23 protein-coding genes are annotated in these 17,910 nt (G+C 63.4%); 17 read left to right on the top strand and 6 right to left on the bottom strand.

What is annotated here, in order from left to right:
* The first annotated feature begins 28 nt into the window (after window positions 1–28).
* A complete protein-coding gene (locus YUO_RS0117610) occupies window positions 29–727 on the top strand; it encodes a GyrI-like domain-containing protein (RefSeq protein WP_028348474.1) in 699 nt (232 codons plus the stop codon).
* A gap of 5 nt (window positions 728–732) precedes the next feature.
* Window positions 733–1,428 carry an SIMPL domain-containing protein gene (locus tag YUO_RS0117605; RefSeq protein WP_028348473.1) on the top strand — a complete coding sequence of 232 codons (696 nt, stop codon included), beginning with the start codon at window positions 733–735 and terminating at the stop codon, window positions 1,426–1,428.
* 140 nt (window positions 1,429–1,568) lie between these two features.
* Here YUO_RS0117605 and YUO_RS0117600 read toward each other — a convergent pair whose 3' ends face one another.
* Window positions 1,569–2,633 (bottom strand): MBL fold metallo-hydrolase, encoded by a 1,065-nt coding sequence (locus YUO_RS0117600; RefSeq protein WP_028348472.1) that lies wholly within the window; start codon window positions 2,631–2,633, stop codon window positions 1,569–1,571.
* Between the two features lie 518 nt (window positions 2,634–3,151).
* Here YUO_RS0117600 and ffh point away from each other — a divergent pair.
* The 9 genes from ffh (at window position 3,152) to YUO_RS48665 (ending at window position 9,642) form a co-directional block, all read left to right on the top strand.
* On the top strand, window positions 3,152–4,702 hold the full coding sequence (gene ffh / locus YUO_RS0117595; protein WP_028348471.1) for a signal recognition particle protein: 1,551 nt from the start codon (window positions 3,152–3,154) through the stop codon (window positions 4,700–4,702).
* Between the two features lie 85 nt (window positions 4,703–4,787).
* Window positions 4,788–5,120, top strand: a complete 333-nt coding sequence (gene rpsP / locus YUO_RS0117590; RefSeq protein ID WP_028348470.1) for a 30S ribosomal protein S16 — start codon at window positions 4,788–4,790, stop codon at window positions 5,118–5,120.
* Between the two features lie 128 nt (window positions 5,121–5,248).
* Window positions 5,249–5,773 (top strand): ribosome maturation factor RimM, encoded by a 525-nt coding sequence (rimM, locus tag YUO_RS0117585; RefSeq protein ID WP_028348469.1) that lies wholly within the window; start codon window positions 5,249–5,251, stop codon window positions 5,771–5,773.
* A 10-nt stretch (window positions 5,774–5,783) separates the two neighbouring features.
* Window positions 5,784–6,503 (top strand): tRNA (guanosine(37)-N1)-methyltransferase TrmD, encoded by a 720-nt coding sequence (trmD, locus tag YUO_RS0117580; RefSeq protein ID WP_028348468.1) that lies wholly within the window; start codon window positions 5,784–5,786, stop codon window positions 6,501–6,503.
* A gap of 108 nt (window positions 6,504–6,611) precedes the next feature.
* Window positions 6,612–6,992: a 50S ribosomal protein L19 gene (gene rplS, locus YUO_RS0117575; protein ID WP_028348467.1), complete on the top strand. Its 381-nt coding sequence runs from the start codon at window positions 6,612–6,614 to the stop codon at window positions 6,990–6,992.
* 137 nt (window positions 6,993–7,129) lie between these two features.
* The gene (locus tag YUO_RS48480; RefSeq protein ID WP_256441681.1) at window positions 7,130–7,264 is read left to right on the top strand and encodes a hypothetical protein; all 135 of its coding nucleotides are present in this window, start codon (window positions 7,130–7,132) and stop codon (window positions 7,262–7,264) included.
* Window positions 7,265–7,336: 72 nt separating this feature from the next.
* Window positions 7,337–8,743, top strand: a complete 1,407-nt coding sequence (gene leuC / locus YUO_RS0117565) for a 3-isopropylmalate dehydratase large subunit (protein ID WP_028348466.1) — start codon at window positions 7,337–7,339, stop codon at window positions 8,741–8,743.
* 102 nt (window positions 8,744–8,845) lie between these two features.
* Window positions 8,846–9,046, top strand: a complete 201-nt coding sequence (locus YUO_RS0117560; protein ID WP_028348465.1) for a hypothetical protein — start codon at window positions 8,846–8,848, stop codon at window positions 9,044–9,046.
* Window positions 9,047–9,270: 224 nt separating this feature from the next.
* A complete protein-coding gene (locus YUO_RS48665; protein WP_028348464.1) occupies window positions 9,271–9,642 on the top strand; it encodes a hypothetical protein in 372 nt (123 codons plus the stop codon).
* A gap of 323 nt (window positions 9,643–9,965) precedes the next feature.
* On the opposite strand, the gene YUO_RS0117550 is transcribed toward YUO_RS48665, so the two are convergent.
* From YUO_RS0117550 to YUO_RS0117540, 3 genes are all read right to left on the bottom strand, one after another.
* The gene (locus YUO_RS0117550) at window positions 9,966–10,271 is read right to left on the bottom strand and encodes a hypothetical protein (RefSeq protein WP_028348463.1); all 306 of its coding nucleotides are present in this window, start codon (window positions 10,269–10,271) and stop codon (window positions 9,966–9,968) included.
* A 132-nt stretch (window positions 10,272–10,403) separates the two neighbouring features.
* Window positions 10,404–10,673 carry a hypothetical protein gene (locus YUO_RS44790; RefSeq protein ID WP_083754616.1) on the bottom strand — a complete coding sequence of 90 codons (270 nt, stop codon included), beginning with the start codon at window positions 10,671–10,673 and terminating at the stop codon, window positions 10,404–10,406.
* A gap of 285 nt (window positions 10,674–10,958) precedes the next feature.
* Window positions 10,959–11,288 (bottom strand): hypothetical protein, encoded by a 330-nt coding sequence (locus tag YUO_RS0117540; protein ID WP_028348461.1) that lies wholly within the window; start codon window positions 11,286–11,288, stop codon window positions 10,959–10,961.
* 108 nt (window positions 11,289–11,396) lie between these two features.
* On the opposite strand from YUO_RS0117540, the gene YUO_RS0117535 reads away from it, so the two are divergent.
* The 3 genes from YUO_RS0117535 (at window position 11,397) to YUO_RS0117525 (ending at window position 13,358) form a co-directional block, all read left to right on the top strand.
* Complete coding sequence (locus YUO_RS0117535; RefSeq protein ID WP_028348460.1) at window positions 11,397–11,795, top strand: metallopeptidase family protein; 399 nt, start codon at window positions 11,397–11,399, stop codon at window positions 11,793–11,795.
* A 110-nt stretch (window positions 11,796–11,905) separates the two neighbouring features.
* Window positions 11,906–12,511 carry a 3-isopropylmalate dehydratase small subunit gene (gene leuD, locus YUO_RS0117530; RefSeq protein ID WP_028348459.1) on the top strand — a complete coding sequence of 202 codons (606 nt, stop codon included), beginning with the start codon at window positions 11,906–11,908 and terminating at the stop codon, window positions 12,509–12,511.
* 58 nt (window positions 12,512–12,569) lie between these two features.
* Window positions 12,570–13,358 carry a glycosyltransferase family 32 protein gene (locus YUO_RS0117525; RefSeq protein ID WP_028348458.1) on the top strand — a complete coding sequence of 263 codons (789 nt, stop codon included), beginning with the start codon at window positions 12,570–12,572 and terminating at the stop codon, window positions 13,356–13,358.
* A 219-nt stretch (window positions 13,359–13,577) separates the two neighbouring features.
* Here the strand turns inward: YUO_RS0117525 and YUO_RS0117520 are convergent, their stop codons facing one another.
* Entirely contained in the window at window positions 13,578–14,456 is an 879-nt protein-coding gene (locus YUO_RS0117520; protein WP_028348457.1) for an HpcH/HpaI aldolase/citrate lyase family protein, read from the bottom strand.
* A gap of 102 nt (window positions 14,457–14,558) precedes the next feature.
* Here YUO_RS0117520 and YUO_RS0117515 point away from each other — a divergent pair, with 102 nt between their 5' ends.
* Window positions 14,559–15,203, top strand: a complete 645-nt coding sequence (locus tag YUO_RS0117515) for a carbonic anhydrase (protein WP_028348456.1) — start codon at window positions 14,559–14,561, stop codon at window positions 15,201–15,203.
* A 63-nt stretch (window positions 15,204–15,266) separates the two neighbouring features.
* On the opposite strand, the gene YUO_RS0117510 is transcribed toward YUO_RS0117515, so the two are convergent.
* The gene (locus YUO_RS0117510) at window positions 15,267–16,301 is read right to left on the bottom strand and encodes an aspartate-semialdehyde dehydrogenase (RefSeq protein WP_028348455.1); all 1,035 of its coding nucleotides are present in this window, start codon (window positions 16,299–16,301) and stop codon (window positions 15,267–15,269) included.
* Window positions 16,302–16,490: 189 nt separating this feature from the next.
* Between YUO_RS0117510 and YUO_RS0117505 the strand changes: the two genes are divergently transcribed.
* Together YUO_RS0117505 and YUO_RS0117500 are read left to right on the top strand one after the other, a co-directional pair.
* A complete protein-coding gene (locus YUO_RS0117505; protein WP_235782741.1) occupies window positions 16,491–17,222 on the top strand; it encodes a hypothetical protein in 732 nt (243 codons plus the stop codon).
* Window positions 17,223–17,441: 219 nt separating this feature from the next.
* On the top strand, window positions 17,442–17,822 hold the full coding sequence (locus tag YUO_RS0117500) for a hypothetical protein (protein WP_028348453.1): 381 nt from the start codon (window positions 17,442–17,444) through the stop codon (window positions 17,820–17,822).
* The last annotated feature ends 88 nt before the right edge of the window (window positions 17,823–17,910 follow it).

The raw sequence follows: 17,910 nt of genomic DNA, 5'->3' as shown, positions 1-17,910 counted from the left end.
CAGGTGGGGTGGATGGAGAATACCTGAAATGAACCGTATCAGCACTTTCCGTGCGGCCGTGGCCGCGCTCGCCATGGTTGCGTTTGGCGGGGCCGCACTGGCGCAATCGCCGGCGCCCTCAGCCCCTCCGGCCACAAACCCGTCGGCGACGCCCAGCCCGGTGCCGGTCCCGCCGCCGGCCGAAACCAAGTCTCCGGCGGATGTCCCGACCGCGGAGAAAGCCCCGACGCCCGTACCCCCGCCGCCCGCCGCCAGCGTCCAGAACGCCGACCCCTTCGGCGAGGAGTTCACGCTGGAGCCCAAGAAAGTCTTGGTGATGAAGGGCACCGCCAACTGGGATGCGGCGTTCGACACCCTGATCGATTCGTTCAAGGCGCTGACCGCGTTGCTCGACAAGCAGGGCATCAAGGCCACGGGCAATTCGATGATCGTCTACACCTCGACCGACGATACCGGTTTTACGTATCTGGCAGAGATTCCGGTCGACCAGGACGTCAAGAACCTGACCAAGGACATCAGCATGGGCAAGTCGCCCGAGGGCAAGGCGCTGAAGTTCGTCCATCGCGGCTCCTACGACAACATGGACAACACCTATGAGGCGATCACCAATCACCTCGACGACAAGAAACTGGAAGCCAAAGACACTTTCATCGAGGAGTACATCACCGATCCCCTCAAGACGGCCGAGGACAAGCTGGTGATCAACGTCTATGTGCCGCTGAGGTGATCGGGATGAAGCACCCGCTTGCCCTTGCCGTCGTTGCCGCGACGTGGCTCGCCGCGCCGGCATTGGCGCAGACAGTGCCGCCGCCCGCGATCTCCGTGACCGGCGAGGCGAACGTATCGGTGGCGCCCGATCAGGCCCAGATCGACGGCGGCGTGACGTCGGACGCCAAGACCGCGCGCGAGGCGTCGGATGCCAACAACGCGGCGATGGGCAAGGTGCTGCTGGCGCTGAAGGGCGCCGGCATCGAAGAGAAGGACTACCAGACTTCGCGGCTGTCGCTGCAGCCGCAATTTGCGCCAAATCGCGCCGGCCCCTCGCCGATCGTCGGCTATCGCGCCAGCAACCGCGTCACGGTCAAAATCCGCGACGTGACCAAGGTTGCGAACTTGATCGACGTGCTGGTCGGCGCCGGCGCCAATGACATCGGCGGCATCCACTTCAGCGTGACGCAGGCATCCAAATATCTCGACGAGGCCCGCGAGAAGGCGGTCGCGGACGCCCGCCGCAAGGCCGAGATTTACGCCAAGACTGCCGGCGTGACGCTCGGCGACCCCATCAGCATCACCGAGGAAGGCGCGCCCGTGCCGCTACATCGCGGCAAGATGGCAGCCCCGATGGCCGCCGGCGCACCGGTGGCGCAAGGCGAGGAGACGCTCTCGGTGACAGTGCTCGTGTCCTGGGCGATCAAGGCGGCGCAGTAGTAGCATCGCCCGCCAAGCACTCGGCCTCATCCTGAGGAGCGCGCCTGCGGCGCGCGTCTCGAAGGATGGGCCACGGGCCACATGGTTCGAGACGGCGCTACGCGCCTCCTCACCATGAGGGCGTAACGCCGCTCTCTAAATCAAATCTCCACCACCTGCCCCGGCTTCAGCGCGCAGAACCGCTCGGGCGGAATCTTCGCTTCCTTCAGCGCATCGGCCAATGCATTGACCGGGGCGTCGATCGCCTCATCGGTGAGCTGGAACGTGCCGTGATGGTGCGCCAGCGCTTCTTGCGCGCCGCAATCGGCCAGCGCCTTCACAGCATCAGCCGGATTCATGTGCTGATCCTTCATGAACCAGCGCGGCTCATAGGCACCGATCGGTAGTATCGCCAGCCGCAGCGGGCCGTGCTGCTCGGCCACGCGGCGGAAATGCGTGCCTTCGCCATAGCCGGAATCGCAGACGATGTAGAGTTTGCCGGCCGGCGTCTCCAGCACAAAACTCGCCCACAGCGCCTTGTTGCGGTCGAACAGGCCGCGCGCCGACCAGTGCCGCGTCGGCACCAGCGTCACCGCGATGCCATTGCCGAGCTCGACGCGATCCTGCCAGTCGAACGCCTCGGCTTTGATCGATGCATCCGCATCGCGCATGGTGACGTCATTGCCGAGCGGCGTGATCACGCGCGGCAAAAACTTTTCGGCGAGTTTTGACAGCGTCGCGATATCGAGATGGTCGTAATGGCCGTGTGAGACCAGCACCACGTCGATCTTGGGCAGTGCGTCGAATGCAATGCCGGGATCGTTGTGCCGGTGCGGCCCGGCCCATGAAACTGGCGAGGCCCGCAACGACCACACCGGATCGACGAGAATATTGAGATCCCGCGTCTGGATCAGCCAGGAGACATGGCCGACAAAGGATAGCCGCACCTTGTTGCCGGAAACGCGCGGCGGCGGCGTATCGCTCTGGGCATTCGGCACCCAATCGGGCCAGCTCGCGCGCTTGCGGTCGGTGCCGAACTGCCAGCGCAGCACGTCCGCCAATGATTTTGGCGGCACGCCGTCGGGATCGAAGAAGCGCATGCCGTCGAAATGATCGGAGACGGGACCGTCATGGGTTTTCATATTGCTGATCCAGACAGACGGCACGCCGATGGCCGTGGCGGCTCCGGCGAGCACTGCAAAGACGCGGCGGCGGGTGATAGGCATCACGACAGACGAGAGAGAACAAGAGACATGGGGCGTTATATGGAGTGCGCGGGTTCAACTTGGAACATGCGACGAAAGGAAGCCTCATCGCCGACCACCCTCCATCTAAAAAACACAGCAACATCAAAGCCTTGCGCCTCAATCGCAGGGCATTACGCCCTAGTTTCTCCTTGACTTTCACCCCAGCCGGGGGTTTAACCCGCCCACTTTCTCGGAAAGACGTTCTTTTCGACCCGCCGCCCGGCCCATGAGACCGGAGGCCAACGCCCGACAGCGCGATGCGCCCTCGGGCGCGAAAGTGTTTGGAATATCGTTTTGGCAGGCGATGCCAAGGCACATACCTGACCGTCATACCCCGCGAAGACGGGGTATCCAGTACGCCGCAGCTTCTCGGTTCAAGCGAGCTGCTCTGGAATACTGGATCACCCGCCCCAGTGCGCAATTGCGCACAAGGCGGGTGATGACAGGAGTGAGTGGATCGACACAGCGCCCGCAAGGGCAGCAACAGGACAACGGCATTGTTCGACAATCTGTCGGAAAAGCTTGGTGGGATACTCGATCGGCTGACGGGCCGCGGCTCGCTGTCGGAGGCGGACGTCGACGCAGCGATGCGCGAGGTGCGCCGCGCGCTGCTGGAAGCCGACGTTGCGCTTGAGGTGGTCCGAAGCTTCACTGAGCGCGTCCGCGAGCAGGCGGTCGGCGCCACTGTCGTCAAGTCGGTCACGCCAGGCCAGATGGTGGTCAAGATCGTCCATGACGAGCTGGTCGCCACCCTCGGCGCGGACGGCCAGACCATCGATCTCAACGCGGTGCCTCCGGTCGCGATCATGATGGTCGGCCTGCAGGGCTCCGGCAAAACCACCACCACCGCAAAACTCGCCCGCCGCATGACCCAGCGCGACAAGCGCAAGGTGCTGATGGCCTCGCTCGACATCTACCGCCCGGCGGCGATGGAGCAATTGGCCGTGCTGGGGCGCGACCTCGACATTCCGACGCTGCCGATCGTGACGGGGCAAAAGCCGGCGCAAATTGCCAAACGCGCGCTCGAAGCCGGCAAGCTCGGCGGCTACGACGTGGTGTTGCTCGACACCGCCGGCCGCACCACGCTCGACGAAGAGATGATGAGCGAGGCGGCCGAGATCAAAGCCACGGCCAGTCCGCATGAAGTGCTGCTGGTCGCGGACTCCCTGACCGGCCAGGACGCCGTCAACCTCGCGCGCGCCTTCGATCAGCGCGTCGGCCTCACCGGCATCGTGCTGACGCGCGTTGACGGCGACGGCCGCGGCGGCGCCGCGCTCTCGATGCGTGCGGTCACGGGAAAACCGATCAAGCTGATCGGCACCGGCGAAAAGACCGACGCGCTGGAAGACTTTCACCCCAGCCGCATTGCCGGCCGCATCCTCGGCATGGGCGACGTGGTGTCGCTGGTCGAACGCGCGGCGGCGAATATCGACGCCGAAAAGGCTGCGCGCACCGCCGAGCGCATGCGCAAGGGCCAGTTCGACCTCAACGACATGCGCGAGCAGTTGCTGCAGATGGCGAACATGGGCGGCATCAGCGGCTTGATGGGCATGATGCCGGGCATTGCCAAAATGAAGAACCAGATTGCGGCAGCCGGCATCGACGACAAGATTCTGAAGCGCCAGGTCGCGATCATCGATTCGATGACGCGGGCTGAGCGCAAGAACCCCGACATTCTGAAGGCCAGCCGCAAGAAGCGCATCGCCGCCGGCGCCGGCCAGAATGTCGAGCAGGTCAACAAGCTCTTAAAGATGCACCGGAACATGGCCGACATGATGAAGGCGATGGGTTCGGGCAAGCGCGGCCCGCTCGCCGGCATCGCGCAGGCGATGGGTTTTGGCGGCGGCATGAAGCCGCCCTCGCCGGAAGAGATGAAGGCGCTGGCGGACAAGATGCAGGGCGGTGCCGGTCCAGGCGGCCTGCCGAATTTGCCGAAGGATCTTCCGATCGGCCTGCGCCAGGGATTGCCGAATCTGCCGGGCCTTACGGGCCTCAGCGGCAAGCCGACCTTGCCGGGCCTCGGCGGCTTCCCGGGGAAGAAGAAATGACCTCTTTCGTCATTGCGAGCGCAGCGAAGCGATGACGGCAACGCACAAGTTCAATCATCCAATTCGTATTTAACAGGAGAACTAAATGTCAGTCGTTATCCGCCTCGCTCGCGCAGGCACCAAGAAGCGTCCGGTCTATCACGTCGTCGTCGCCGATTCGCGCTTTCCCCGCGACGGCCGCTTCATCGAGCGTCTCGGTTACTTCAATCCGCTGCTGCCGAAGGACAATGAATCGCGGCTGAAGCTCGACATGGACAAGGTGAAGTCCTGGCTCGCCAAGGGCGCGCAGCCGTCGGATCGCGTGACGCGCTTCCTGGATGCGGCCGGTGTCGTCAAGCGCGCCGCCCGCAACAACCCGGAAAAGGCCGTGCCGCGCAAGGAGCGCAAGGCTCGCGCCGAAGCCGCCGCGAAGGCGTAAGGCTCTCCGATGATCGTGGCCTCATGCTTCGAGACGCACGGCATTCGCCGTGCTCCTCAGCATGAGGAACTATCCCCTCATCCTGAGGAGTGCGCCTTAGCGCACGTCTCGAAGGATGAGGCCCGGTAATGGCCTCTCATATTTGCGTCGCCCGGATCGGCGCTGCGCATGGCGTGCGCGGCGCGGTGAAGCTGTGGACCTTCACCGAAGATCCGCTGGCCGTAAAGAATTACGGCCCGCTGATGACCAAAGACGGCGTGCGCCAGTTCGAGGTGACGCATGTCCGCGAGGCCAAAGACCATCTGGTGGCGACGCTGAAGGGCATCGCCACCCGCGAGGACGCCGAGCGCCTCAATGGCCTCGAGCTCTATGTCGCCCGCGACAAATTGCCTGAGACCGACGAGGGCGAGTATTACCACGCCGACCTGATCGGACTTGCCGCCGTCAACGCCGCGGGCGAGCCGCTCGGCCGCGTGATCGCGATTCATAATTTCGGGGCCGGCGACATTATCGAGATCGCGCCCCCGCAAGGCACCACTATGCTGCTGCCGTTCACCAATGCAGTCGTGCCGACGGTCGATCTGGCCAGTGGCCGCGTGGTGATCGAACTGCCGCAGGAAATCGAAGGCGACGACGCCCCGACGCTTACGTGATGGGTTTTGTATGACCTGGCGCGCTACGATTCTCACCCTCTTCCCCGAGATGTTTCCCGGGCCGCTCGGCGTCAGCCTCGCGGGCAAGGCGCTGGCCTCCGGCCTATGGACGCTGGAAGCGCGCGATATCAGGGATTCTGCGACCGACAAGCATCGCAGCGTCGACGATACCCCGGCCGGCGGCGGTCCCGGCATGGTGCTGCGGGCGGACATTCTGGCCGCGGCGATCGACGCCGCGGATATCTCTCCCGACCGACCGCGCCTGCTGATGAGCCCGCGGGGTCGGCCATTGACCCAGTCGCTGGTGGCGGAGCTCGCCGCCGGTCCCGGACCTCTGATCGTCTGTGGCCGGTTCGAGGGGGTCGATCAGCGGGTGATCGAGGCACGGAACCTCGAAGAGGTCTCGGTCGGCGACTACGTGCTGTCAGGAGGCGAAATCGCCGCGATGGCCCTGATCGACGCCTGCGTGCGGCTTTTGCCGGGGGTGATGGGCAAGCAGACCTCGGGCGTAGACGAAAGCTTCTCCGAGGGATTACTAGAATACCCCCAATTTACGCGACCGCAGGAGTTCGAGGGCCGCGGCATCCCCGAAATCCTGATCTCCGGCGATCATGCCAAGGTGGCGGCTTGGCGGAGGGCCGAAGCCGAGGCCCTGACTCGGGCGCGGCGGCCGGATTTATGGGCGGCGAGGGGCGGCCAAAAAGGCACAAAAAAAACGACAGAAGGGTGACAAGCGCGAGCCGATGCCTTATACGGGCGCCAAATCCGCACACGCGCAGGATAGATGGACGTTTGCGCAGCCCCCGAAAGGCTGGGCGCGCCGCCGATGGAGATTTCAATGAACCTCATTCAACAGCTCGAAAAAGAGCAATTCGAAAAACTGTCGGCGACCAAGTCGATCCCCGAATTCGGCCCCGGCGATACCGTGATCGTCAACGTCAAGGTTGTCGAAGGCGAGCGCACCCGCGTGCAGGCCTATGAAGGCGTCTGCATCGGCCGTTCCGGCGGCGGGCTCAACGAGAGCTTCACCGTCCGCAAGATTTCCTACGGCGAAGGCGTGGAGCGCGTGTTCCCGGTGATGTCACCGATGATTGACTCGATCAAGGTGGTGCGCCGCGGCAAGGTACGCCGCGCCAAGCTGTATTACCTGCGCAGCCTGCGCGGCAAGTCGGCCCGCATCGTCGAGAAGCAGGACCGCGCAGCCGCCGTCGGCGAGTAACTTTCTCTCGCAAGGGATGCGACAAAAGCGCGGGGTTTTGCCCCGCGCTTTTTTGTTGCGCCATGCCTATCTAGATCATGCCCCCTGCCCAAATCGATTGATTGTGGCAGCCGCGGCCCCTGTGTTAGAAAATCAGAATGGTTCTAGATCGCACCAGCGCCGCCTTCGGCACCGCCCAGCTCGTCGTCATCGACGACCGCTCGCGGCTGCCTGGCCGCTTCTTCGGGCGGTTCACGACGTCGGCCACGTCCGAGCTTACGCGCGCAGCTTGACACTGCGACGTCTGTTGCTTGCGCCTTTCGCGCTTAACCGCTCACACAGAATTTCCTTTGGAGCTTACGCTCATGTCCAAACCGACCACGCTGTACGACAAGATCTGGACCGACCATCTGGTGCACGAAGCCGAAGACGGCACCTGCCTGCTCTATATTGACCGCCATCTTGTCCATGAGGTGACTTCGCCGCAGGCGTTCGAAGGCCTGCGCGCGACGGGGCGCAAGGTGCGCGCGCCGGCGAAGACGCTCGCTGTCGTCGACCACAACGTGCCGACGACCGATCGCACCAAGCCCAATCCCGACCCTGAGAGCGCCGAGCAGATCAAGGCGCTGGCGGAGAACGCCAAGGAATTCGGCATCGAATATTACAATGAGTTCGACAAGCGCCAGGGCATCGTGCACGTGATCGGCCCCGAGCAGGGCTTTACCCTGCCCGGCACCACCATCGTCTGCGGTGACAGCCACACCTCCACCCATGGCGCGTTCGGAGCGTTGGCGCATGGCATCGGCACGTCCGAAGTCGAGCACGTGCTGGCGACGCAGACGCTGATCCAGAAGAAGGCGAAGAACATGCGCGCGGTGGTCGACGGCAAGTTGCCCGACGGCGTCACCGGCAAGGACATCATCCTCGCGATCATCGGCGAGATCGGCACCGCGGGCGGCACCGGCTACGTGCTGGAATATGCCGGCGATGCGATCCGTGCGCTCACGATGGAAGGCCGCATGACGGTCTGCAACATGTCGATCGAAGGCGGCGCCCGCGCCGGCCTGGTCGCCCCAGATGAAAAGGCGTTCGAGTTCCTGAAAGACCGCCCGAAGTCGCCGAAGGGCGCCGATTGGGACGCCGCAATGCGCTATTGGGAAAAGCTGCGTTCCGATGAGGGCGCGCATTTCGATCACGAGATCCGGCTGGACGCGGCAAAACTGCCGCCGATCGTGACCTGGGGTACCTCGCCCGAGGACGTGGTGTCGATCTCGGGCTTCGTGCCCGATCCCGACAAGATCGAGGACGAGGCCAAGCGGCTCTCAAAGCACCGCGCGCTGAAATATATGGGCCTGACGGCGGGAACGAAGATCACCGACATCAAGCTCGATCGCGTTTTCATCGGTTCCTGTACCAACGGCCGCATCGAGGATCTGCGCGCCGCCGCAAAGATCGCCGAAGGCAAGACCGTTAACGCCAACGTCAACGCGATGATCGTGCCGGGCTCCGGCATCGTGAAGGAACAGGCTGAAGCCGAAGGCCTCGACAAGATCTTCATCAAGGCCGGCTTCGAGTGGCGCGAGCCGGGCTGCTCGATGTGCCTTGCGATGAATCCAGACAAGCTGAGGCCGGAAGAGCGCTGCGCCTCGACCTCGAACCGCAATTTCGAGGGCCGCCAAGGTTTTAAGGGCCGCACCCACCTGGTGTCGCCCGCGATGGCTGCGGCTGCGGCGATCGCGGGGCATTTCGTTGACGTCAGAGAATGGCGTTAACGCTTCCTTTGTCTAGATAGCGAGACGTTCCGGAAACGGCCCGTTAACAGGCAAGAGCACACACTGGTCCCTTGCGAAGCGCTTTCGCGAGGGACTTTTGCCGTGACCGACAAGCCTGAATTTGTCGATATGATCAGCGAGGCGACGCGGCAGGTGCGGCGGCGCAGGACGCGGCACATCGTCGACCTGCAGCCTGTCGCCACCAAGGAAGCCTCGCGCCTCAGTCACTGGCCGCCGGAGCACTGGCAGCAGTGGCGGATGGAGAAGCTCACTCCGTGGAAGATCAAGCCTTGGGAAAGCTAGGATTGGCATTGCGCTGATTGGGATCCAATCCCCGCTCGAAAAACAGGCGCCGAACCGGGCGCCTGTTTCGTTTCAGCCTGATCTTACCAATACCGGTATGCATAATAGCGGTGGCGCCACCACGGACGACAGATCCTGCGCGGCCCGTAATAGGTCAAGATCACCCGGCAGCGGCGCGGATAATAGTAGGCCGGGTAGTAGGCCGGCGCAATGTAGAAGCGGCTGTGGAAGTGACGCCGGTGGTGGAAGTGCCGATGGTGGAAGTGTGGGCGATGAAAGGCGTGACGATGTACGAAGCGGTGTCCGCCGCCATGGAAGACGGGTGCCGGACGAAAGCCGCCACGGTGGATCGCCAACCCACCGCCTCTAAACCCGCCGCCGTGAAAGGCCGCGCCGCCACCGCGGAAGCCGCCGCCATGAAAGGCCGCTCCGCCGCCGCGGAAGCCACCGCCATGGAAACCGCCGCCGCCACCACCGCGAAAGCCACCGCCGGCGAAACCGCCACCGCCACCGCCGCCGCCGCGGAAGCCACCGCCGATCATCGGGCCGCGCTGTTGAACCTCGGTCGTCAGTCCGTCGGTTGCGTATTTCGCTGACGGCGCCGTGCCGGGGGTCGCTAGCGAAAGCGCCTCGGCGCGCTGTTGTGATGCCGCTGCGAGCGCGAATACTGCCGCAGCCGTAACGCCCAGACGGCGGACCAGGCCGCGTCCAGGATCGGATGTTGTCATGGATTTATCCTCCCTAACCGGCGACGCGCGCTGCTCTGCGGCTGGCTCGCGTCGCGTCCTCTGCGATCGCTCCCAACATGACGTTAGAGACAGACACGTGAACGCGCCATGAATGCGCCGACCTCAGCGATGAATGCGCAGGAAAGCGCGTTGAAGAGATTTCTGCGGCTGACAGAAGTTGTGCACGCTTACTACCAGAACGGCCCAAACCCGATGCCGAAGGTGAACGGCGCGGGCGCGTAGTAAGGATACGGCCGATAGTAGACAGGGCGCGCGTAATAGGGCCGGTAGTAATAAGGGCGATAATACGGACGGTAGTACGGACGATAATAGCCATAGTGACGATAGTAGCGCCGTTGCGCGCTCAAATCGGTAGCGTCGGATGTGCCGGCGCTTTGCGCCTTCGCCTGCGGCGCCGCGGCGGCCCTATCAATCGCCACCGGCCCGGCGACCGCGAGCGCGCCGACGACAAGGGCTGCAGAGATCAAGCTCCTCATGATGGACTCCTCTTGCTGAAGCTGATGTCAGAGATAACGGGCGGTAATCTCGCCAGTTTCAAGGCGACCGCTGAAATCGAAACAGGCCCGCGATGAAGCGGGCCTGTGGGCATCTGCACCAAGCTGCCGCAATCACCAGCGGTGCCAGTGACGATGATGATGGTGGTGATGGCGATGATGGTGGTGGTGCCAGCGATGCCACCGATGATGATGGTGATGGTAGCCGCGATGGTAGCCGTGATGTCGCCAATGCACTTCCGTCGTCGCCAACCTGGCATCCTCCTGAACCGCCGCGGCGGCGCCGGGATTGCTGAGCGACAGCGCATTGGCACGCTCGGCCGGAGCGGCAAACGCCAGCAAGGCGCCAACGGCGGCAAGCCCAAAAACCTTCACTACCTGCATATCCAGTCTCCTCGGGTCGTCGGATGCACGTCTGCGCCGAATGGCTTGCATCAACTAACGGCATCGCCGCGACACGTGCACAGACTGAAGCAAGTGACTTGAATGAGGTGTGAATGAGTGCGCCATGAACATGAAGAATGCGCCACGAACATGAACAGATGCTGCTTGCCGCGATCTCGCGCGCACAACTTGCGCAGACGATCGTCAGCAACATCAACAGTGTTTGTCTACAGAACCCGACTCGGCGCCTGTCGCAAAATGCTCGACAGAAAAATAGAGAGGGGTCTAGCCCGGCCGCCACCAGCAGTTCATGCGCGGCGCGATTACCGTGCCGCTCGGCCGGTACTCCTGCACGTAATGTGCGGTGCAATCGCGCACGGCGTTCGGCCCTGGGTTGTAGCGCGGGTAGACACTCGGAGCCCACGGCTCGCTGCGATAGATCGGCACGCGCCGCAGCGGGCGCCGGCCTTGGGCGGAAACATCCGTGACGATCGGCTGCGGCGCCTGCGCGGTCCGCAGCGCCGATGACGCCGTCTGCGCCTGCGCGGCCGCCACGTCAGGGAGCAAAAGCCCGGCCAAGGCAGCCGATATGGCGACCGTCACAATTCGCATCATTGAAGCCCACCCAAAACTGATCCCCCGGTACGGTCACCGATTGGCGCGTCAAAATCAACTCGCAAAACTAGTATGCGTCTGGGCATAACACACGCTAAATACGTCCTGATGTGGACCGAAGCAAAAGCGCCCTCGCTCGCCGAAATGGAAGCCATGGCGCATGAGGTGTTCGAGCGCCTGCCCAAGGGATTTCGTACCCTGTGCGAGGGCGTGATCATCCGCGTGGACGATTTTCCGACCGACGAGGTCCTGGACGAGATGCAGGCGCAGAGCGAATTCGACCTGCTCGGCCTGTTCCAGGGCGTCGGCCTGCCGCAGCAGAGCAACCAGGACATCGCCCGGCTTCCCAACATGATTTGGCTCTACCGCCGCCCGATCCTCGACTACTGGGCGGAGCATGAGGAAACGCTGGGCCACATCGTCCGCCACGTCCTGATCCACGAAATCGGACACCATTTCGGGCTGTCGGACGCCGACATGGAGGCGATCGAGGCCGCCGCGGACTAGGCCGGTTCGCGCCAAAACAGGCGGCCTATGCGCAAATTGGCCTTTTGCCGGGGCCATATTCGCGATAAATCACCGGCCCGTCCCACCTTTTCAACCGGGAAGTGCGATCGATGGAAAAGTTCACCACACTGGAAGGCGTCGCGGCGCCCTTGAAGATCATCAATGTCGACACCGACATGATCATTCCGAAGCAGTACCTGAAGACCATCAAGCGCACCGGCCTCGGCAAGGGCCTTTTCTCCGAACAGCGCTACAAGGACGACGGCAGCGAAAACCCAGACTTCGTCCTCAACCAGCCGGCCTATCGCAACGCCAAGGTGCTGGTCGCCGGCGACAATTTCGGCTGCGGCTCGAGCCGCGAGCACGCGCCGTGGGCTCTGCTCGATTTCGGCATCCGCTGCGTGATCTCGACCTCGTTCGGCGACATCTTCTACAACAACTGCTTCAAGAACGGCATTCTGCCGATCCGCGTCTCGCAGGAAGACCTCGACAAACTGTTCGACGACGCCGAGCGCGGGGCGAATGCCACGCTGACCATCGATCTTCCCAACCAGGAGATCCGCGGCCCCGACGGCGGGAAGGTGAAGTTCGAGATCGATCCGTTCCGCAAGCACTGCCTGATGAACGGCCTCGATGACATCGGTCTCACCATGGAAAAGAAGTCGTCGATCGACGATTACGAGGCCAAGCTTAAGAAAGAGCGCGCCTGGGCCTGATCGTGCTACGAGAGTCCCGACGAAAATCGGGGCTCTTTTGTTTAGGGAGGCGGCGCGAATGCGGCCTGACGTCGTCACCTTCTGGCACGGCCCGCTCGACGGGCTGCGACTGACCTGCCTCAGATCGCAGGTTGCCGCAGGCCACAAGGTCACCGTCTACAGTTTCGATCCACTGCCCGGCCTGCCCGACGGCGTCGGCAATGCTGAGGCCGAAGCGATCCTGCCGCATTCCTTTTCCGAGCGGCTGCGCCCGCCCGAGGCTGATGGAAGCTGGCGCGACTGGACCATTTTGCAGTTCAGCGATTTCTTCCGCATGCGGCTGATGGCAGAAAACGCGGGATTGTGGCTCGACGCCGACGTGCTGCTGCTCAAACCGATCGAGATCGATCCGGCGAAGCCTTACTTCGCGTGGGAGCGCCGGCGCCAGCTCGGCAACTCGGTGTTGTACCTGCCGGCAAATGATCCGATCGTGCGGGCGTTCGAAGGCCTGATGGAGCAGGAGGACCTGACGCCGGACTGGCTGGCGCTGCGTCATCGCCTCACCTTCATGCTGCGCCAGTTGCGTCGCCGATCGAGCCGTCTCTCCGACATACGCGTCGCCATCTACGGCCCCGCCGCGCTCACCGCACTGGCGCGCCGTGCCAACGAATTGCAGCACGCGCTGCCGAAGCAGTCGTTCTACGCGGTGCACGCCGAGCCAAAGCTGTTCTTCGAGCCGACGGATTTTTCAGGCCTGCTCGCCGACCCCGAGATCATCGGCCTGCACATCTCGCCCAAAGGCCGCGGCGGTGAAAAGCCGATCCCCGGCAGCCTCTTTGCTTGGGCGGCGGAGAAGTTCGATAGATAAGCGCCAGGCGCGCTCTTCCCTTCTCCCCTTGTGGGAGAAGGTGGATCGCTGGCGCGAAGCGGCAGCGCGACGGATGAGGGGTCTGTCTCCGCGGAGGGAACCCCTCATCCGGCGCCATAGCCGATGCAAAGCATCGGCGTTCTAAGAGACGGCCGCCATAGGCCGCCTATGCCACCTTCTCCCACAAGGGGAGAAGGGAAGAAACGCCAAGCAAGGATATCAATGCCCCATGGCCGCGATCGCATCCGCAATCGCAATCGTGCGCCGCGCCATGTCGGCGTGCAGCCGTTCCACCATCCGCCCGTCGAGCTGGATCGCCCCGCGCGAGGCGTTTTCCGGTCTTTCGAAAGCAGCAATGATCTTGCGCGCCTGCTCGACCTCCTCGGCCGGCGGCGTGAAGATCGCGTTGCAGGCCTCGATGTGGCTCGGATGGATTAGCGTCTTGCCGTCGAAGCCGAGGTCGCGGCCTTGCGCGCATTCGGTCGCAAAGCCGTCGATGTTGCTGATGTCGCTGTAGGGCCCGTCGAGAATTTCCAGCCCGTGCGCGCGCGTCGCCAGGATGCAGTGCGTGATCATCGGAATCATCGTGGCGCGGCCCGGCTGCATGCGGATCCGCGTTTCCCGCGAAATGTCGTTCGGCCCGAACACGAATCCCGCAAGCCTGGTTTCGGAATCCCGCGATGCCGCGGCAAGCTTGTCGGCGTCCAGCACCGCGCGCGCGGTTTCGATCATGGCCCAGACCCGGATCGAGGTGGGCGCGTTGATGTCGCTGAGGCGATTGGCGATCGCATTGAGATCGTCGACGGTGGAGATCTTGGGAACCAGAATGCCGTCGGGCCGCGCCTTGCCGGCCATGGTGACGTCCTCGACCCACCACGGCGTATCGAGGCTGTTGACCCGGATCAGCACCTCGCGCTTGCCGAACCCGCCCGCCGCAATGGCTTTGGCAATCTGGTCGCGGGCCATTGCCTTGGCGTCCGGCGCCACCGAATCCTCGAGATCGAGGATGATTCCGTCGGCCGGCAGGTTGCGCGCCTTTTCCAGCGCCCGCGCGTTAGATCCGGGCATGAACAACAGGCTGCGGCGCGGACGGATCATGGGCTGGTTTCCTTGGGTGACCTTGAGGCCTCCGCGATATCATCTCGCGCGGCGGCCTGAAAGCCTTGTTCCCGTCATCGGCTTATGGTTAGGCATGGCACCATGACCTCTTTCCCGCAACATCTGCTCGACGGTTATAGGACCTTCACCTCGCAACGGCTGCCGACCGAACAGACGCGCTACCGGGAACTCTCCGAGCGCGGCCAGTCGCCCGCCGTGATGGTGATCGGCTGCTGCGATTCCCGTGTCTCGCCGGAAGTGATTTTCGACGCCGGCCCTGGCGAACTGTTCGTGGTGCGCAACGTCGCCAACCTGGTGCCGGTCTATCAGCCGGACGGCGGCGCCCATGGCGTCTCCGCGGCGCTGGAATATGCGGTCAACGTGCTGCGCGTCAAACATATCGTCGTGCTCGGCCATGCCCAGTGCGGCGGCATTCGCGCCTTCATCGACAAGATCGACCCGCTGTCGCCGGGCGACTTCATCGGCCGCTGGATGGCGATGTTCATCAAGCCGGGCGAGGTCGTCGAACAGCGCGAGCGCGAGACGATGCAGGAGTTCACGATCAGGATCGAGAAGGCCGCGATCTTCCGCTCACTGGAAAATCTGATGACGTTCCCGTTCGTGCGCGCCCGCGTCGAGCGCGGCCAGATGGAATTGCACGGCGCCTATTTCGGCGTCGCCGAGGGTTCGCTGTTCGTGCTCGATCAGAAGGCGAAGGAGTTTCGCAGCGTGCAGGAGGGCGAATAGCGAATGGCGAGTAGCGAATAGAATGAATTCCATTCGCCATTCGCTACTCCCCATTCGCCAGGCTCACGCCGCCTTCTTCTTCGCGGTGATCAGCTTGCGGTTGATCAGGGATTCGGCGATCTGCACCGCGTTCAGGGCTGCGCCCTTGCGCAGATTGTCGGAGACGCACCACAGCGCGAGGCCGTTCTCCACCGTCGCGTCCTCGCGGATGCGGCTGATATAGGTGGCGTCCTCGCCGGCCGCTTCGTAAGGCGTGACGTAGCCGCCGGGCTCGTGCTTGTCGATCACGAGGCAACCCGGCGCGTTGCGCAGGATGTTGCGCGCTTCATCGGCCGTGATCGGATTCTCGAATTCGATGTTGACGGCCTCCGAATGGCCGACGAACACCGGCACCCGTACGCAGGTGGCGGAAAGCTTGATCTTGGGATCAAGAATCTTCTTGGTCTCCGCCATCATCTTCCATTCTTCCTTGGTGTAGCCGTCCTCCATGAACACGTCGATCTCGGGGATGACGTTGAAGGCGATACGCTTGGGGAATTTCTTGTTGATCAGCTCGTCATTGGTGTAGACGGCCTTGGTCTGCGAGAACAGTTCGTCCATCGCATCCTTGCCGGCGCCGGAGACCGATTGATAGGTCGCGACCACGACCCGCTTGATGGTGGCCTTGTCGTGCAGCGGCTTCAGCGCCACCACGAGCTGCGCGGTCGAGCAGTTCGGGTTGGCGATGATGTTCTTCTTGGCAAAGCCCGCGGCCGCATCGGCGTTCACTTCCGGCACAATCAGCGGCACGTCCGGGTCCATCCGCCAGGCCGACGAATTGTCGATCACGACCGCACCCGCGGCGCCGATCTTGGGCGACCATTCCTTCGACACCGCGCCGCCTGCCGACATCAGGCAGATGTCGACGTCGGAGAAATCGTAGTGCTCGAGCGCTTTGACCTTCAGGGTGTGGTCGCCATAGGACACTTCGACGCCGACGCTGCGGCGCGAGGCCAGCACCACGACCTCGTCGGCGGGGAATTTGCGCTCGTCGAGAATATTGAGCATTTCGCGCCCGACATTGCCGGTCGCACCGACGACAGCGACTTTGTAACCCATCGTTCACTCTCCGAGGAAAAATGCCGCCCCACCGCGTCAAGCGGAAAGGGAGAAGGCAGCGCTTCTATGCGAGAAACGCCGATATGACAACGTTTGGCGGTTGCGTTTGGGCGTTTGATGCATTCGTTTCCGGCCGGTTCGGCCGATTCCCACTATAGAACGACAATTCACCCGGCGCTGGTAAGCTTGGTGGACGAGGTCTGCGGCACGCTGGCACGGCTCTGCGCCTATCTAATGATGCTGGCGCTAATGGCCATTGGCGGTATCGCGCTATGGCAGCATTTGCCCGATATCACGGCGATGGAGACGGCGCCGAAGGCCTGGAGCCAGGCCGGGCGCACAGCACCGGCGTTCGCCGTCAGCCCTTTCATTTTTCCAGGCAAGACAGAGACTTACGAGGTTTTTCGACATCTCGGGGGTGGCCGCAAAGACGTATTCCGCTGGAGCGGGCTCGGCGGCACGCCGGTCGCCGAACTCGAAATCTATCGTCCGGGCGAGGAGATCGATCAGGTCGGCTCGGCGGCGGGCTACCTCGCCGCAAGGATGGACCCGGCTGGCCCGCGTGAACTGGAGGCTGCCGGGATCATCGACAGCAAGTTCGGCGCTGTGACGCTGTTTCGCCGGGTCGGCGGCACGGAGGCCACCAGCGCATGTCTCCGATTTTTCAAACACATCGATGACCCGAAATTCCGTCTCTCGGGCTGGTCATGCCTGCGCGAGGATGTGCCGGCCCGCCGCGCAGCGATCGGCTGCATGCTGAATCGGCTGATCCTGCTTTCGGCCGGCAACGACACGAAACTCACGGAATTGTTCGCCCGCCACGAGGTCAGGCGCAGCGATTGCGCGGCGTCAGGCGCCCCGGCGCTGTCTGCCGATTGGGTGATGGACGCCGATAACCCGCGGCTGCGCGGCACCCTTTAGGCCCCACCTTGGCGGCGTCAAATTCCGCCGCACCTCACGATTGTGGCAACAAGCGGCCAAGACACTTGTTTTCACGAAACTTTTTCGCTTCGCATCGCATTATTCCGGCTCGGTGTGGCGCAATTGACCTAGCGACGACGGTCTTGCCACGGCTACAATGCACGCAACCAGATTTGACGATCCGCCGGCCCGTCGCGGGCGGACAATGACGAGGATGCAATGACCGGAAAATTCCCTGCTGCGAGCAAGCTCGCGATGTTGCTTGCCGCGGCCGCCCTCGTCGCTATTGGCACGACCTCGGCCGACGCCCAGTCCAGGCAGCAATATGACCGCGACGGCCGCCCCTATTACGGTCCGAACGGCCCCAACCGGTCGTACCAGCAGGGCCCGCGCACCCGCGTCTACGTCACGACGCGCTCCTGGCTCGATGCCGGCACCGAAGTGCTGCCGGGCGACCGCAAGTTCCAGGACTACGCCTTCCCACCGGATCTTGGATATCCGTCGTTCGGACGTGAAAACCTCAACCGGCCGATCGACCGCCAGCCGCTCAACCCGCCGTCGGACATGGGCGGCTATCCGCAGCGCTTCCCGCTGTATTGATAGCGATCGAATAACCGCGCCGCGTCGTCCCTGCGAAAAGCAGGGACCCATACGCCGCGGCTTCTCGATTTAGGAATGCCGGTCGACG

Source organism: Bradyrhizobium murdochi, from assembly GCF_000472965.1.
In the GTDB taxonomy this organism is placed as follows: domain Bacteria; phylum Pseudomonadota; class Alphaproteobacteria; order Rhizobiales; family Xanthobacteraceae; genus Bradyrhizobium; species Bradyrhizobium murdochi.
Note: the sequence above shows the minus strand (reverse complement) of the source record. Positions and strands in the feature narration are given on the sequence as shown.